13 protein-coding genes and 1 tRNA gene are annotated in these 14,695 nt (G+C 69.1%); 4 read left to right on the plus strand and 10 right to left on the minus strand.

The window, feature by feature from the left end; translation table 11 throughout:
* The first annotated feature begins 22 nt into the window (after positions 1–22).
* The gene (locus ITJ62_RS10895; RefSeq protein ID WP_194601892.1) at positions 23–2,065 is read left to right on the plus strand and encodes an Ig-like domain-containing protein; all 2,043 of its coding nucleotides are present in this window, start codon (positions 23–25) and stop codon (positions 2,063–2,065) included.
* A 7-nt stretch (positions 2,066–2,072) separates the two neighbouring features.
* On the opposite strand, the gene pth is transcribed toward ITJ62_RS10895, so the two are convergent.
* The 3 genes from pth to ITJ62_RS10910 form a co-directional block, all read right to left on the minus strand.
* Positions 2,073–2,654, minus strand: a complete 582-nt coding sequence (gene pth / locus ITJ62_RS10900; RefSeq protein ID WP_194601895.1) for an aminoacyl-tRNA hydrolase — start codon at positions 2,652–2,654, stop codon at positions 2,073–2,075.
* Positions 2,655–2,782: 128 nt separating this feature from the next.
* Positions 2,783–3,391, minus strand: a complete 609-nt coding sequence (locus ITJ62_RS10905) for a 50S ribosomal protein L25/general stress protein Ctc (RefSeq protein ID WP_079705465.1) — start codon at positions 3,389–3,391, stop codon at positions 2,783–2,785.
* Positions 3,392–3,565: 174 nt separating this feature from the next.
* Positions 3,566–4,069: a gluconokinase gene (locus tag ITJ62_RS10910; protein WP_370581895.1), complete on the minus strand. Its 504-nt coding sequence runs from the start codon at positions 4,067–4,069 to the stop codon at positions 3,566–3,568.
* Positions 4,070–4,335: 266 nt separating this feature from the next.
* Between ITJ62_RS10910 and gndA the strand changes: the two genes are divergently transcribed.
* Positions 4,336–5,796 carry an NADP-dependent phosphogluconate dehydrogenase gene (gndA, locus tag ITJ62_RS10915; RefSeq protein ID WP_079001993.1) on the plus strand — a complete coding sequence of 487 codons (1,461 nt, stop codon included), beginning with the start codon at positions 4,336–4,338 and terminating at the stop codon, positions 5,794–5,796.
* Between the two features lie 75 nt (positions 5,797–5,871).
* Here gndA and ITJ62_RS10920 read toward each other — a convergent pair whose 3' ends face one another.
* The 3 genes from ITJ62_RS10920 to ITJ62_RS10930 form a co-directional block, all read right to left on the minus strand.
* The gene (locus tag ITJ62_RS10920) at positions 5,872–6,849 is read right to left on the minus strand and encodes a ribose-phosphate diphosphokinase (RefSeq protein WP_064296480.1); all 978 of its coding nucleotides are present in this window, start codon (positions 6,847–6,849) and stop codon (positions 5,872–5,874) included.
* Between the two features lie 35 nt (positions 6,850–6,884).
* The gene (glmU, locus tag ITJ62_RS10925; protein ID WP_194601898.1) at positions 6,885–8,366 is read right to left on the minus strand and encodes a bifunctional UDP-N-acetylglucosamine diphosphorylase/glucosamine-1-phosphate N-acetyltransferase GlmU; all 1,482 of its coding nucleotides are present in this window, start codon (positions 8,364–8,366) and stop codon (positions 6,885–6,887) included.
* A 47-nt stretch (positions 8,367–8,413) separates the two neighbouring features.
* Positions 8,414–8,485: transfer RNA gene (locus ITJ62_RS10930), tRNA-Gln, on the minus strand.
* Between the two features lie 102 nt (positions 8,486–8,587).
* Here ITJ62_RS10930 and ITJ62_RS10935 point away from each other — a divergent pair.
* A complete protein-coding gene (locus ITJ62_RS10935) occupies positions 8,588–9,082 on the plus strand; it encodes a MarR family winged helix-turn-helix transcriptional regulator (RefSeq protein ID WP_064296482.1) in 495 nt (164 codons plus the stop codon).
* Here the strand turns inward: ITJ62_RS10935 and ITJ62_RS10940 are convergent, their stop codons facing one another.
* The 4 genes from ITJ62_RS10940 to ITJ62_RS10955 all read right to left on the minus strand — a co-directional run bounded on the left by ITJ62_RS10940 (position 9,083) and on the right by ITJ62_RS10955 (position 13,722).
* Positions 9,083–9,742, minus strand: coding sequence for a methionine ABC transporter permease (locus ITJ62_RS10940; RefSeq protein WP_064296483.1), 660 nt, complete (start codon positions 9,740–9,742; stop codon positions 9,083–9,085).
* Between the two features lies 1 nt (position 9,743).
* Positions 9,744–10,772, minus strand: a complete 1,029-nt coding sequence (locus tag ITJ62_RS10945; RefSeq protein WP_194601901.1) for a methionine ABC transporter ATP-binding protein — start codon at positions 10,770–10,772, stop codon at positions 9,744–9,746.
* 103 nt (positions 10,773–10,875) lie between these two features.
* Positions 10,876–11,784, minus strand: a complete 909-nt coding sequence (locus ITJ62_RS10950; RefSeq protein ID WP_194601904.1) for a MetQ/NlpA family ABC transporter substrate-binding protein — start codon at positions 11,782–11,784, stop codon at positions 10,876–10,878.
* 138 nt (positions 11,785–11,922) lie between these two features.
* Positions 11,923–13,722 (minus strand): ABC-F family ATP-binding cassette domain-containing protein, encoded by a 1,800-nt coding sequence (locus tag ITJ62_RS10955; protein ID WP_138946653.1) that lies wholly within the window; start codon positions 13,720–13,722, stop codon positions 11,923–11,925.
* A gap of 61 nt (positions 13,723–13,783) precedes the next feature.
* Here ITJ62_RS10955 and ITJ62_RS10960 point away from each other — a divergent pair, with 61 nt between their 5' ends.
* The gene (locus ITJ62_RS10960) at positions 13,784–14,659 is read left to right on the plus strand and encodes a fused MFS/spermidine synthase (protein ID WP_194601907.1); all 876 of its coding nucleotides are present in this window, start codon (positions 13,784–13,786) and stop codon (positions 14,657–14,659) included.
* The last annotated feature ends 36 nt before the right edge of the window (positions 14,660–14,695 follow it).

Consider the following 14,695-nt stretch of genomic DNA (forward strand, 5'->3'; position numbering starts at 1 on the left):
CGATGATTTCTTGGGATGCTGCATGCGCGTTTCGACCAGCCCACTCCGTCCGATCCTGACCACGACACTCGTCCTGGCGGTCGGTTGGACCCTCTCGATGATCCAACCGGCACCGGCAGGAGCGACGGCCTTCGAGCCACCGACCGACGCAGCAGGTACTCCCCGTGGTGAGGTCTTCCACGAGGACTTCGAACGCGCACCCGACACCGGTACGCCCATGTCGATCCGCGATCACCTGGGCCGTTCGGACCTCCGGTTCGACGCCGACGACTTCTGGACGGACCGAGCGGCGTGCAACGGCTTCATCCTGTCGGCGTCCATGGCGGAGGCCGAGCCCGGTGACTGCCTCGACGCCGCGAGCGCCATGGCGAACGTCCGTGCCCTCGCCGGAGTGCTGGGCGTCCTCAACGGCACCGATCCCGGAACCAACTCCGCCGTTGCGGCCTATACCCAGACGAACGGTCCAGACGGCGCGGTCGAACTGGAGACGACCACGCCGATCCCACTGGCTACCGGCACCGGCCGCTTCCTGACCGCCTCCGTGAACGTCGCGTCCCTGAACTGCTTCGCAGCGGTGCCGACCGCACTGCAGCTGGCGCTGCGAACCTCCGACGGCGTCGAACACCCGGTGTCCAAGCAGGCGATCGATCCGTGCACGGACGACCGTGCCGAATCGTTCAGCCACGGCGGCGTCTCGGCTCGTGCCGGCCACTTCGCGGCCGACTCCTCCACCCTCATCGACGATGATTCGATCGGCGTCGTGATGCGCAACGAACACGGCGGCGGATCGGGCAACGACCACGCCTTCGACGATCTGAGCATCATCGACGTGACCCCGACCCTCGATGTCGAGCTGTCGCAGGACACCGCCTTCGTCGGTGAGACGGTCCGTCTCCGCTTCATCGTGCATAACACCCCGGAACTCGCCGCGAAGGCCGGCTGGTCCGTGCGGACGGCCTTGCCCGGTGGCCTCACGGTCGCCGTCGATCCGCGAGTGATCGCGAGCTGCTCGGCGGAGGTGAGCGCTCCCGCGTACGGGGCCGACGTCGCGTTCACCGGCGACCTCGCGGCGGGCGAGGAGTCCTGCACGATCGAGGTCGACGCCACACCGGTCGCTCGCGGCGCGCTGACCGTCGCCGTGGCGGGTGACGCCGCCCGCGGGCTCGACCTCGGCTCACAGCCGGCATTGACCGCCATCGATCGGGTCGCGATCGGGAGCCCGGCATCCGGCGCCGTCGTGGAGTCCTCGCGACCGACCTCCGCCGGTACGGGCGAGCCGGGCGCCGACATCACCGTGCGCGACGGCGAGGGCAACACCCTGTGTAAGACCACCGTTGACCCGTCCGGCCGCTGGAGTTGCGCGAGCACGGAGGTCGTCGAGTCCGGCGAGGCGGTCGTCCGTGCGGAACAGACCGCCTCCGGGCTCAGCAGCACGGACGAGACCACCTACCGAGTGCTCGCCCCCGCGCTGGCCGTGGAGGGCACCGTCCGCGTCGAGATCCAGGGTGCCGATGGATCGTGGGTTCCGGTCGAGGGCGAGACCGTCGCGACCGACCCCGGCGACCACTTGCGCGTCATCGCGACGGTCACCAACACCGGGGAGAACGCACTGGGCGACATCACCCTCGTGGAGACGCCGGACACCCGCCTCGCCTGCAGCAGCGAGCTCATCGACCCTGGTACCTCGACGGTCTGCATCAGCACCGAGCCGTTCGTCCTGACACCGGAAGCCCTCGACGACGGCTTGTTCGCCCACACGTTCGAGGCGGTCCTGACCGGGTACTCGCGCGCATCGGACCACGCAGCCACCGGGTCGATGACCTCGGCCGACACCGGTCGCCTGCCGCTCCCGGACGCACCCCGTGTCTCGACAGGGGCGCTCCACACCTCGCTCGGCATCGTGTGGCGGGTCGCGCCACTCGAACCGCAGGCGCCGTTGGTCCGGACGGGAGCCGAGGTCCCCCTCGCCACCGCGCTGCTCATCAGCGGACTGCTCCTGGTGGGCGCGGTGTTCGTCGGCGCCGGCACGCGCCAGGGCCGACGAGTCCGCTCACCGCTCGGCTGAGCGGCCGTCAGGAGCCGTGGAACCGGGTCTGTGCAGCCAACAGGCCCTCGTTCACGAGGAGCTCGACCGCATCGGCCGCGTCGGCGACCAGCATGGGAAGCTGCTCCCGCTCGGTTCCCGCGAAGTCCTTGAGGACGAAGTCGGCGGCGTCCTGACGACCCGGCGGCCTCCCGATACCGACGCGGACGCGCAGGAACTCGGGGGTCTTCAGCGCTGAGGCGATGTCGCGGATGCCGTTGTGCCCACCGTGCCCGCCGCCCTGCTTGAGCTTGATCGAGTCGAACGGGATGTCGAGCTCGTCGTGGACCGCGATGACGTGATCGGGGTCGACGGAGAAGAACTGGGCGAGCGCGGCGGTCGGGCCACCGGAGAGGTTCATGTAGCTGTTGGGCTTGCCGAGCACGAGCTTCGGGCCGCCCGGCACGAGCCGCCCCTCGGCCACGCGCGCGTTGCCCTTGTGGGTCTTGAAGGTTCCGCCGATGCGCTTCGCGAGCTCGTCGAGAACCATCTGCCCGACGTTGTGCCGGTTGCGGGCATACTGCTCGCCCGGGTTCCCGAGCCCGACGATGAGCCACGTGTCTGCAGCCATGCTGCCTTCCTGATCGAACGCCTCGGCCCGACCGGTGAGACCGGCCAGAAACCGAGCGAACCTGCCGCCTGCCATGCACCGAGACTATCGGGGCGGGCGGGCGACAGGTTCGTCTGCTGGAGTGGTGACTACTCCGCGGCCTCGGCTGCGGTCTCCTCGGCGGCGGCCTCAGCGGCCTCCGTCTCCTCGTCCGCCGGAGCGGCCGGGACGGTGATCGCCACGATGAGGACGTCGGCCTCGGTGATGAGCGAAGCGCCCTTCGGGAGCTCGAGGTCGCCGGCCAGGATCTGGGCGCCCTCTTCGAGGCCCTCGACGCTGACGGTGACGCGCTCGGGGATGTGGGTCGCCTCGACCTCGAGGCTCACCGTGGTGGCGTCCTGGTTGAGGATGGTGCCGGCGGCGGACTCGCCCTCGATGGTCACGGGGATGTCGACCTGGACCTTCTCGCCCTTCTTGACCACGATGAGGTCGAGGTGCTCGATGATCTGGCGCACGGGGTCCTTCTGGACGTCCTTGACCAGCGCGAGCTGGCCCTTGCCGGCGATGTCGAGCTCGAGCACCGCGTTGGACTTGCGGAGGATGAGCAGCATCTGGTGGCCGGGCAGCGAGACGTGCACGGGCTCGGTGCCGTGGCCGTAGAGCACGGCCGGGATCTTGCCGAGGGCACGGAGCTTGCGGGCTGCGCCCTTGCCGAACGATTCGCGGAGTTCCGCGGTGACCTTCAGGTCATCGGACATGATGTTCTCCTCACGGGTCTTGCACCCGGTTGGTCGTGCCGCGACGATGCGCGGCGGAATGGATGAGTCAACTCGAACGCGTATCTGCGTGAGGAAAAGCCGGAAGCCAGACCACCGCGTCGATCACGGAAGCTGCCACGGGCCGCTTCCCTCGCCGAAGTTCAGTGGGAGAGTCTATCGCACCGCGCTGAGGCCCGCGACCGCCTCGTCCACGATCTCGTCGACGGTGGCGTCGACGTCCACCACGAAGCCCGGTTCGTCGGCGTCCAGGTCTTCGAGGAGTGCGAACTGCGAGTCGAGGAGCGACGGCGGCATGAAGTGACCACTCCTGCCCTCCATCCGGCGGCCGAGCACCTCGCGCGAGCCGTGCAGGAGCACGAACCGCACCCCGGGCGCCTCCGCGAGGATCGCCTCCCGGTAGGCCCGTCGGAGTGCGGAGCAGGCCATCACGAGGCCCGTGTCCGAGGCGTCGGCGAGTGCTCTGCCCACGAGGGCCAGCCAGGGCCAGCGGTCGGGGTCCTCGAGCGGTGTGCCGGCGGCCATCTTCCGCACGTTCTCGAGCGGGTGCAGGGCGTCGGCGTCGACGAAGGGGACCCCGAGCCGGTCGGCGATCAGCACTCCGGTCGTGCTCTTCCCGGACCCGGACACGCCCATGACGACGACGAGCGGTGCATTCACACGGAACCCCCTGTGGTCTCCGGCCGATGGCCGGGCGGCCGGCTCGTCCGACCCGCACAGCACGATACCGGACACCCCCGCACGGTCCGCTGGGACCTCACCTGCACGCGGGGTCATTGAGCGGTGGAGCGACACCTCCCTTTGCTACGGTTGCAGGACGGGCCGTGCCCGGATCGACGAGGGTGTCGCCGCTGTCCTGCAGCCGCCCCGTCGACTCCTGAGCACTCGGAACGCCTCCCGCATCACCCACTCTGAAGGAGAACCACATGGTGAACACCGCCGAAGCTCGCGCCAACATCGGCGTCGTCGGTCTGGCCGTCATGGGCAGCAACCTCGCGCGCAACCTGGCGAGCCGCGAGGGCAACACGGTCGCCGTGTACAACCGCTCCCCCGAACGCACCGACCTGCTCGTGAGCGAGCACCCCGAGGCCGGCTTCGTCGCGTCGAAGACCATCGAGGAGTTCGCCGCGTCGCTCTCGAAGCCACGCACCGCGATCATCATGGTGCAGGCGGGTAAGGGCACCGACGCCGTCATCCAGCAGCTCACCGAGGTCTTCGAGCCCGGCGACATCATCGTCGACGGCGGCAACGCACTCTTCACCGACACCATCCGCCGCGAGAAGGCCGTCCGCGAGACCGGCATCAACTTCGTCGGCGCCGGTATCTCCGGCGGCGAGGAGGGTGCCCTCAAGGGACCGTCGATCATGCCGGGCGGCTCCGCCGAAGCGTGGGAGACCCTCGGCCCCATCCTCAAGTCGATCGCCGCGATCGCCGAGGGTGAGCCCTGCGTCACCCACGTCGGCACCGACGGCGCCGGCCACTTCGTCAAGATGATCCACAACGGCATCGAGTACGCGGACATGCAGCTCATCGCCGAGGCCTACGACCTCATCCGTCGCGGCACCGGCAAGTCGCCGGCCGAGATCGCGGAGATCTTCGCCGAGTGGAACCGCGGCACGCTCGAGAGCTACCTGATCGAGATCACCGCCGAGGTCCTCAAGCAGGTCGACGCAAAGACGGGGCAGCCGCTCGTCGACGTCATCCTCGACCAGGCCGGCGCCAAGGGCACCGGCGCGTGGACCGTGCAGACGGCACTCGACCTCGGCATCCCGGTGTCGGGCATCGCGGAGGCCGTGTTCGCCCGTTCGCTGTCGTCGAAGCCGGCGCAGCGCGCAGCGGCCCGCGAACTCGCCGGTCCCTCCGAGGAGTGGACCGTCGCCGACCCCGACCAGTTCGTCGAGGACGTGCGCCAGGCGCTCTACGCGTCGAAGATCATCGCCTACTCGCAGGGCTTCGACGAGATCGTCGCCGGTGCCGAGCAGTACGGCTGGGACATCAAGAAGGGCGAGATCGCGAAGATCTGGCGCGGCGGCTGCATCATCCGCGCGCAGTTCCTCAACCGCATCACCGAGGCCTACGAGGAGAACCCCGAGCTGGTCGCCCTCGTGACGGCGCCCTACTTCAGCGACGCCGTCGCTGAGGCGCAGGACAGCTGGCGCCGCGTGGTCGTCGCGGCCGCCCAGGCGGGCATCCCCTCGCCGGCGTTCTCGTCGTCGCTGTCGTACTACGACGGCCTCCGCGCCGAGCGTCTGCCCGCAGCGCTCGTCCAGGGCCAGCGCGACTTCTTCGGAGCGCACACCTACAAGCGCGTCGACCTCGACGGCACGTTCCACACCCTCTGGTCGGGCGACCGCAGTGAGGTCGAGCAGGCGGGCTCGAGCCACTGACCCACGGCCTGCCGACGCAGAACGCCCGGTCCGAGTTCGGACCGGGCGTTCTGCGTACCAGCGGAAGGTGACGGGCTACGCGGCGCCGTCGAACATGCTCGTCACGGAGCCGTCGTCGAAGACTTCGTGGATCGCTCGGGCGATGAGCGGCGCGATCGAGAGGACGGTCAGCTTGTCGAAGCGCTTGGCCTCATCGACGGGGAGGGTGTCGGTCACGACGACGGAGTCGATGGCGTCGCTCTGCAGGAGCTCGACCGCCGGGTCGGAGAACACCGCGTGGGTGGCCGCGACGACGACGCCGATCGCGCCGGCGTTCTTGAGCGCCTCGGCCGCCTTGACGATCGTGCGTCCGGTGTCGATCAGGTCGTCGACGAGCAGGCAGACCCGACCCTCGACCTGGCCGACGATCTCGTGGACGCTGACCTGGTTGGGGACCAGCGGGTCGCGGCGCTTGTGGATGATGGCGAGCGGCGCACCGAGCTTGTCGCTCCAGATGTCGGCCACGCGGACGCGGCCCATGTCGGGCGAGACGACCGTCAGCGTCGACGGGTCGAGCTTGGCGCGGAAGTGCTCGAGGAGGACCGGCATCGCGAAGAGGTGGTCGACCGGGCCGTCGAAGAAGCCCTGGATCTGCGCGGCGTGGAGGTCGACCGACATGATGCGGTCGGCACCGGCGGCCTTGAAGAGGTCGGCGACGAGGCGGGCCGAGATCGGCTCGCGGCCGCGACCCTTCTTGTCCTGGCGCGCGTACGGGTAGAACGGGGCGACCACGGTGATGCGCTTGGCGCTCGCCCGCTTGGCCGCGTCGACCATGATGAGCTGCTCCATGAGCCACTCGTTGATCGGAGCGGTGTGCGACTGGATGACGAAGACGTCGGTGCCGCGGATGCTCTCGTCGTACCGGGCGTAGATCTCGCCGTTGGCGAAGGTCCTGGCATCGGTCGGGAGGAGCTCGGAGTCGAGCTCCGCCGCGATCGCCTCGGCGAGTTCCGGGTGGGCTCGTCCGGAGACGAGAACCAGCTGCTTCTTGTTGTCCGCCGTGATGCCTGACACAGACCCTGCCTTCTGCCGGAATGCTCCGGCCTCACTCACGAGTCGACGTTACCAGCCGCAGCCGTGTCGTCCGACACGGCATCCATGGTCGGTGCCGCCGAGGCAGCGCCGGCAGCCGTCGCAGCCGCCGTACCCGGGCGCTTCTGCTCGACCCAGCCCTCGACGTTGCGCTGCTGCGCGACCGTCAGGGCGAGCGCCCCTGCCGGGACGTCCTTGCGGATGACCGTGCCGGCACCGGAGTAGGCGCCGTCGCCCACGCTGACCGGGGCCACGAGGGTGTTGTGCGCACCGGTGCGGACGTGCGATCCGATGGTCGTGCGGTGCTTGTGCACGCCGTCGTAGTTCGAGGTGATCGTGCCGGCACCCACGTTCGACTCGACGCCGATCTCGGTGTCGCCGATGTAGCTGAGGTGCGGGACCTTGCTGCCCTCGCCGATCTGCGCGTTCTTCGTCTCCACGAAGGTGCCGATCTTGCCGCGCTCGCCGAGCACCGTGCCGGGGCGCAGGTAGGCGAACGGTCCGACCTCGGCGCCGGCACCGATGACCGACAGGGTCGCGTCCGTGCGGCGGACGCGCGCGCCCGCGCCGACCTCGGTGTCGATGAGCGTGGTGTCCGGACCGATGGTGGCACCGGACTCGACGACCGTCGCGCCGAGGATCTGCGTCCCGGGAAGCAGGGTGACGTCGGCGTGGAGCCGCGCCTTGATGTCGATCCACGTCGTGGCCGGATCCTGGACGGTCACGCCGGCGAGCTGCCAGGCACGCACGAGGAGGGCGTTCAGCTTGGCCGCGGCGGCACTCAGCTGGGCGCGGTCGTTGATGCCCTCGACCAGCCAGGAGTCGCTCACCGGGAGCGCGGAGACCTCGGAGCCCGCGCGTCGCAGGAGGCCGATGACGTCCGTGAGGTACTTCTCCCCCTGGGCGTTGTCGGTGGTGACCTCGGCGAGCGCGTCGCGGAGCTGGCTCACGCCGAAGAGGTAGACCCCGGCGTTGATCTCGTTGACGGCCCGCTCGGCGTCGGTCGCGTCCTTCTGCTCGACGATGTAGTCGAGTGCCCCGGCCTCGGTGCGGATGATGCGTCCGTACCCGGTCGCGTCGTCGGGCATGGCCGAGAGGATCGTCGCCGCGACGTCGTGGTTGCGGTGGCGTTCGATGAGCGTGGTGAGCGTGGCGGCGTTCAGCAACGGGACGTCGCCGTTGACCACGAGGACGTCGCCGTCGAAGTCGTCGGGCAGCGCCAGGAGCGCCTGCTCCACCGCGCGACCGGTGCCTGGCACCTCGTCCTGGTCGACGATGGTCGCACCGGGGAGCTCCGACTCGATGGCCTCGACGAGGCGGTCGCGCTCGTGGCGGACCACGGCGATGACATGCCCTGCGTCGAGCGAGCGGGCGGTCGCCAACACGTGGCCGACGATCGGCACGCCGCCGAGCGGGTGCAGGAGTTTCGGCAGCGCCGACTTCATGCGGGTTCCCTGGCCAGCGGCCAGGATGATGATGGCCAGACGGTCGTCGGTCACGTGTGCTCCCCCTCGGTCCGGGCACTCGCCCGGTCGGTGATCGGTCGCTCCGCCACCAGGATTCGAACCTGGACCGAACAGCTCCAAAGGCTGCCGTGCTGCCGTTACACTATGGCGGACCACCACCCGGAGGCCGGGCAGCGTGGTCAATTCTGCCAGACGGATCCTGTGCTGCCGACTCGGATCCGATGCGACACGAGCGTTGCCTCGATAATGGTGGGATGCCAGCTAGCACCGATGAGGTCGACCGGATCGTCGACGCCTGGAACCGCGAGCGCCCGGATCTCGACTTCTCGCCCCTCCAGATCCTCTCCCGTGTCGCCCGGCTGTCACGCCACCTCGACCGGGCGCGTCGAGCGGCGTTCACGCGGTCAAACCTCGAGCCGTGGGAGTTCGACGTCCTCGCGGCGCTCCGTCGCGCCGGCTCCCCCTACCGGCTGAGTCCGAAGGCCCTGCTGCTCCAGACGCTGGTCTCAAGCGGCACGATGACGAACCGCATCGACCGCCTGGTCGAGCGCGGACTCGTGGAACGCCAGGGCGACCCCAACGACGGCCGCGGCATCCTCGTGCAGATGACGAACGCGGGACTCAACACGGTCGACGCCGCCATCACGCGCCTCGTCGACGCCGAGGCGGACCTGCTCGACGGCCTGAGCTCGACCGAACAGGCCCGGCTGACCGTCCTGCTGCGGAAGCTCAGTCTCGACTTCGACTAGCTAGCGGCGGAGGATCTTCCGGGCCAGCCAGTTGCCGAAGAACTGGATGAGCTGCACGAGCAGGATGATGATGATCACCGCGGCCCACGTGACGACCGGCTCGAACTGGCGGAAGCCGTACTGGATCGCGAAGGCACCGAGCCCACCGCCGCCGATGAAGCCCGCGACCGCCGACATGTCGACGATGACCACGAACACGAAGGTGTAGCCGAGGATCAGCGGACCGAGCGCCTCCGGGAGGACGATGCTCAGCAACGTCCTGAGCCGGCTCGCACCCGCGGCACGCGAGGCCTCGATGACACCGGGCGACACCGTCAGCAGGTTCTGCTCGACGATCCGGCTGATGCCGAAGGTCGCCGCCAGCGAGATGATGAAGATGAACGCGTTCGCGCCGATGCCGGTGCCGATCACGAGTCGTGAGAGCGGTTGGGCGGCCGCGAGGAAGATGATGAACGGGATCGGCCGGAAGATGTTCACGATCACGTTGAGCACACCGTAGAGCACCGGGTGCGAGTAGAGGTTGCCGGGCCGCGTCACGTAGAGACCGGTGCCGACGACGAGTCCGGCGATCCCACCGAAGAGCAGGCTGAAGGAGACGAGGTAGAGGGTCTCGACGGTCGCGTCGCCGAGCTTCGGGAGCAGATCGATCAGTGCGTCCATGTCAGCGCACCTCCGTCACGGTGGCCTGGGATCCGATGGCGGTCAGCGCTCCGTCGATCGCCTGGTCGTCGCCGCGGAGGGCGAGCGTCAGGTGGCCGAACGCGCGACCCTGGATGTCGTTGATCCCGCCGTAGACGAGCTCGAAGTCGACGCCCGCCTGCGCGAGCGTGAGGAAGACGCCCGCCTGCGAGGCGTCGCCGTCGCGGAAGGACAGGGTGACGATGCGCCCGACGTGTCGTTCCTGGAGCACCGCCAGCTCGGCCGGCGACGGGACACCCTTGATGACCGTCGACACGAAGCGCTTGGACGCAGCGTGCTGCGGGTCGGAGAACACCTCGAAGACGTCGCCCTGCTCGATGACCTTGCCGCGCTCCATGACGGCGACCTTCGTCGCGAGCGACTGGATCACCTCCATCTCATGGGTGATGACGACGATGGTGACGCCGAGGTCGCGGTTGACCTGCTTGAGCAGCGCCAGGACCTCCTGCGTGGTCTCGGGGTCGAGGGCGCTCGTCGCCTCGTCCGCGAGCAGGATCCGGGGCGAGGTCGCGAGCGCACGAGCGATGCCGACGCGCTGCTTCTGCCCGCCGGAGAGCTGGTCGGGGTAGTTGTCGGCCTTGTCGGACAGCCCGACGAACTTCAGCAGCTCGTCGACGCGGCTGCGGATCTCCGCGCGGGGACGTCCGGCGACCTCGAGCGGGTAGGCGATGTTCTTCCGCACCGACTTGGAGTTGAAGAGGTTGAACTGCTGGAAGATCATCCCGATGCCGAGGCGGAGGTCGCGGAGGCCGCGCTCCGAGAGCGTCGTCACCTCGGTGCCGTCGACGACGATGCTCCCCGACGTCGCGGGCTCGAGCGCGTTGATGAGGCGGACGAGCGTCGACTTACCGGCTCCCGAGTAGCCGATGATCCCGAAGACGTCACCGGCCTCGATGTCGAGGTCGACGCCGTCGATCGCGGCGATCGGTGCGGCGCCCTTCTGCGGAGACGGGTAGCGCTTCGCGACGTCTCGGAGGCTGACGAGTGGCATGGGGGTGTCCTCGGTGTGTCGGGTGATCAGGAGGCGGTGAAACGACGAAGCGTTCCTGTGGGAGCGGATGACAGCCTCCCACAGGAACGCTCTGAACGTCGGATCAGCCCTTGGCCTTGATGTCCTTCTGGACGGTCTCGAGCGACTTCACGAGGTCCTTGACCGGGGTCTTCAGCGGAACCGCGGTTCCGCCGGAGTTCTCCACGACGCCGTCGACGACGGACTTCGTGTCCTGGTAGATCTTCACGAGCTTCGCGTACGTCTCGTTGTCGGCGTCGGCGGCCTTCGCGGCGAAGATGTTGACGTACGGCAGCGCGTTCGGGTCGGACGGGTCGTCCTCGGCGATCGCGTCGGACGCCTTCAGACCGGAGTCGTTGATGAAGTCGTTGTTGATGATCGCGCCGGTGACGTCAGGCAGCGAAGTCGGCGTCAGCGAGGCCTCGAGCGAGGTGACGGTGACCTTCGACTTGTCGGCGATGATGTCGTCCGGCGTCGAGAAGATGTTGCCGCCGTCCTTCAGCTCCAGCAGGCCTGCGGACTGCAGGACGAGGAGCGCACGAGCCTGGTTGCTCTCGTCGTTCGGGATGGCGATCGTGTCGCCCTTCTTGATGTCCTTGACGCTGTCGACCTTGGTCGAGTAGAGGCCGAGGGGGTAGATCGCCGTCGAGCCGATGGGCGTGAGGTCCTCACCGGAGGCCTCGTTGTACTGCGCGAGGTAGACGATGTGCTGGAACTGGTTGAGGTCGATCTCGCCCTCGGTGAGCGCCGGGTTCGGCTGCGTGTACTCGCCGAAGTCGACGATGTCGACGTAGATGCCCTCCTTCTCGGCGGCCTCCTTGTACGTCTCCCAGTAGGGGTCGCTCGCGCCGACGACACCGATCTTGACGGGGTTCGCCTCGGTGCCCTTGTCTTCAGCGGCGGCGCCTGAGCCTGAGCCGCCGGCGCATCCGGCGAGGAGCGCGATGGCGGGGATGATGGCCAGTCCGGCCAGAAGCTTCTTCGAGAAGGTCATTGCTGTGATTCCTCTTTCGGGTGGTGCGCGCCGGTGGACGCTGATTCGACGGTACGTCGGCCTAGCAGGGATGACGAACCGGCGCGTAACACTTCGGAACAGAGCGACGGATGGCGATGTTCCCCGCACGAGGGCGGACTACTCGACGAGCTCGGAGAGCTCCAGCCAGCGGACCTCGAGGTCGGCGATCTCGCCGTACATGGCCTGGATCTTGGCGCCGAGGGCCGTGATGCCGGCGAAGTCGCTCTGGTCGTGGACGGCGACCTTCTCGTGCGCCTGCTCGATCTGACCGTTGAGCTTGTGGAGCTTGCGGTCGATCGCCTTGATCTCCTGCTGCGCGTTCCGGAGCTCCGCACCGCTCAGCTTCGGCGTCTTCTTGGTCGGGCCACCGCCGGAGGCCGTCGGGCGGTCGTGCTCCTGGGAGCGGCTGCCGGCCGTCCCGGCGTTGAGCTCCAGGTACTGGTCGATGCCGCCGGGCAGATGCCGGAAGTGACCGTCCATGATCGCGTACTGCTGGTCGGTCACGCGCTCGAGGAAGTACCGGTCGTGCGAGACGACGAGCAGGGTGCCCGGCCACGAGTCGAGGAGGTCCTCCATGGCGGCGAGCATGTCGGTGTCGAGGTCGTTGGTCGGTTCGTCGAGCACGAGGACGTTCGGCTCGTCGAGCAGGATGAGCAGGAGCTGCAGACGGCGGCGCTGGCCACCCGAGAGGTCCTTCACCGGCGTCGACAGCTGCGCACTCGTGAAGCCGAGGCGTTCGAGCAGCTGCCCCGGGGTCATCTCCTTGCCGCCGGCGACGTAGCTCGTGCGCTTGCGCCCGATGACGTCGCTCACGCGGTCCTGCTCGTACTCGGCGAGCTCGTCGAGCTGCTGCGTGAGCGTCGCGACCTGCACGGTCTTGCCGCGCTTGACGCGACCCTCGGTCGCTTCGACCTCACCCGTGACGAGCCCGAGGAGTGTGGACTTGCCGGCGCCGTTCACGCCGAGGATGCCGGTGCGCTCGCCCGGGGCGATGCGCCACTCGACGTCCTTGATGACCGTCCGGTCGCCGTAGGACACCGTGACATCGAGGATGTCGACGACGTCCTTGCCCAGGCGGGCGGTCGCCATGCCGGCCAGCTCGACCGTGTTGCGCACGGGCGGCTCGTCGGCGATGAGCGCGTTGGCGGCCTCGATGCGGAACTTCGGCTTGGCCGTGCGGGCGGGAGCGCCACGGCGCAGCCAGGCGAGCTCCTTCTTCATGAGGTTCTGGCGCTTGGCCTCGGACACCGCGGCGGAGCGGTCGCGCTCGACGCGCTGCAGGACGTAGGCCGCGTACCCACCCTCGAAGGGTTCGACGATGCGGTCGTGCACCTCCCACGTGGCCGTGCAGATGGCGTCGAGGAACCACCGGTCGTGGGTCACGACGAGCAGGCCGCCGGAGTTCCTCGACCAGCGGCGGTTGAGATGCTGCGCGAGCCAGGTGATGCCCTCGACGTCGAGGTGGTTCGTCGGCTCGTCGAGGAAGAGGATGTCGTGGTCGCCCACGAGCAGGGCCGCGAGCGCGACCCGGCGGCGCTGACCACCGCTGAGGTCGGCGACGAGGGCGTCCCAAGCGATGTCGGAGGCGAGGCCGGAGATGACGTCGCGGACCTTCGGGTCGCCCGCCCACTCGTGCTCGTCGAAGCCGCCGACGATGGTCTGGCCGACGGTCTTGTCGTGGTCGAGGGTGTCGGACTGGTCGAGCACGCCGACCGTGACGCCGTTGCGCACCGTCACGCGGCCGGAATCGGGCTCCTTGCGGCCGGCGAGGAGGCCGAGGAGTGTGGACTTGCCGTCGCCGTTGCGGCCGACGATGCCGATGCGGTCGCCCTCGTTCACCCCGATCGTGATGCCGTCGAAGACGACCTTGGTCGGGTACTCGAGGTGGAGCGCTTCAGCGCCGAGAAGGTGTGCCATATCCGGTCAACGATACCGGGCCCGGGCGTCGACCACCGCCCGTGCACCGTAGGCTGCACGGGTGCCTCTGTTCTCCCGTTCCCGCCGGCTGCCGTTCGGCCGTCGCGACGCCCGGATCACCCTCCTCGACAAGCGGACGCTGCGCTACGAGCTCAGCGTCGACGACATCCCGCAGTCGGTGGTCTCCCTCGCGGATCCCCGCTCGCTCGAGTACCCGTACATCCGGCACATCGCCCGCGTGATCGACGCCGAGGCGCCGGCGGGCGAGGAGCTCTTCGTCGTCCACCTCGGTGCCGGCGCGTTGACGCTCCCCCGCTACGTCGAGGCGACGCGCCCAGGGTCGCCGCAGCTCGTCGTCGAGTTCGAGCCGGAGCTGTACGCCGGGATGCTGGAGGCGCTGCCGCTCCCGGACGGCCACCGCGTCGAGGTCCGCTTCGGTGACGCCAGGGCCGTCGCGGACGAGCCGACCGACGAAGCCGTCACCACCGACGGGGACGTCACGGCGTGGCGGGACGCGAAGGTGACCGTCGTCGACCTCTGGGATGCGGCGGTGATCCACCGTCGGGTCGCGAGCCTCGAGTTCTACCGCCGCGTGGCAGCGCGCTCGGCGGACGACGGCGTGATCGCGGTGAACCTGCTCGACGGCAGCCCGTTCGACTACTCGCGACGCCAGGCGGCGACGCTGCGAGCCGTGTTCGCCCACGTCGCCGTCGTCCTCGATTTCGATCCGGTCGACGACGAGGGGCCGCTCGGCAACGTCGTCGTCTTCGCGAGCGACGCACCGCTCGCGGCCGTGACGCACCCGCAGCTGTTCGGCGCACCCGCGCCCGAGCAGCTGCATGGTGACGCGCTGACCGCGTGGATCGACGGGGCGACGGTCATGACCGACGCCGACGGCGAGGACTCCCCCGACCCCGACGACCCTCGCTGGGACTGACGACCACACCGTCACCGGGGCCCTCCCTATGCGCAC

The organism is Plantibacter sp. VKM Ac-2876 (assembly GCF_015350715.1).
Classification (GTDB): domain Bacteria; phylum Actinomycetota; class Actinomycetes; order Actinomycetales; family Microbacteriaceae; genus Plantibacter; species Plantibacter auratus.

Bases quoted from the DNA above. Each gene is read 5' to 3' on its own strand.
- ITJ62_RS10895 (WP_194601892.1), top strand. From the start codon at position 23: ATGCGCGTTTCGACCAGCCCACTCCGTCCGATCCTGACCACGACACTC.
- pth (WP_194601895.1), bottom strand. From the start codon at position 2,654: ATGGCTGCAGACACGTGGCTCATCGTCGGGCTCGGGAACCCGGGCGAG.
- ITJ62_RS10905 (WP_079705465.1), bottom strand. From the start codon at position 3,391: ATGTCCGATGACCTGAAGGTCACCGCGGAACTCCGCGAATCGTTCGGC.
- gndA (WP_079001993.1), top strand. From the start codon at position 4,336: ATGGTGAACACCGCCGAAGCTCGCGCCAACATCGGCGTCGTCGGTCTG.
- ITJ62_RS10935 (WP_064296482.1), top strand. From the start codon at position 8,588: ATGCCAGCTAGCACCGATGAGGTCGACCGGATCGTCGACGCCTGGAAC.
- ITJ62_RS10940 (WP_064296483.1), bottom strand. From the start codon at position 9,742: ATGGACGCACTGATCGATCTGCTCCCGAAGCTCGGCGACGCGACCGTC.
- ITJ62_RS10945 (WP_194601901.1), bottom strand. From the start codon at position 10,772: ATGCCACTCGTCAGCCTCCGAGACGTCGCGAAGCGCTACCCGTCTCCG.
- ITJ62_RS10950 (WP_194601904.1), bottom strand. From the start codon at position 11,784: ATGACCTTCTCGAAGAAGCTTCTGGCCGGACTGGCCATCATCCCCGCC.
- ITJ62_RS10955 (WP_138946653.1), bottom strand. From the start codon at position 13,722: ATGGCACACCTTCTCGGCGCTGAAGCGCTCCACCTCGAGTACCCGACC.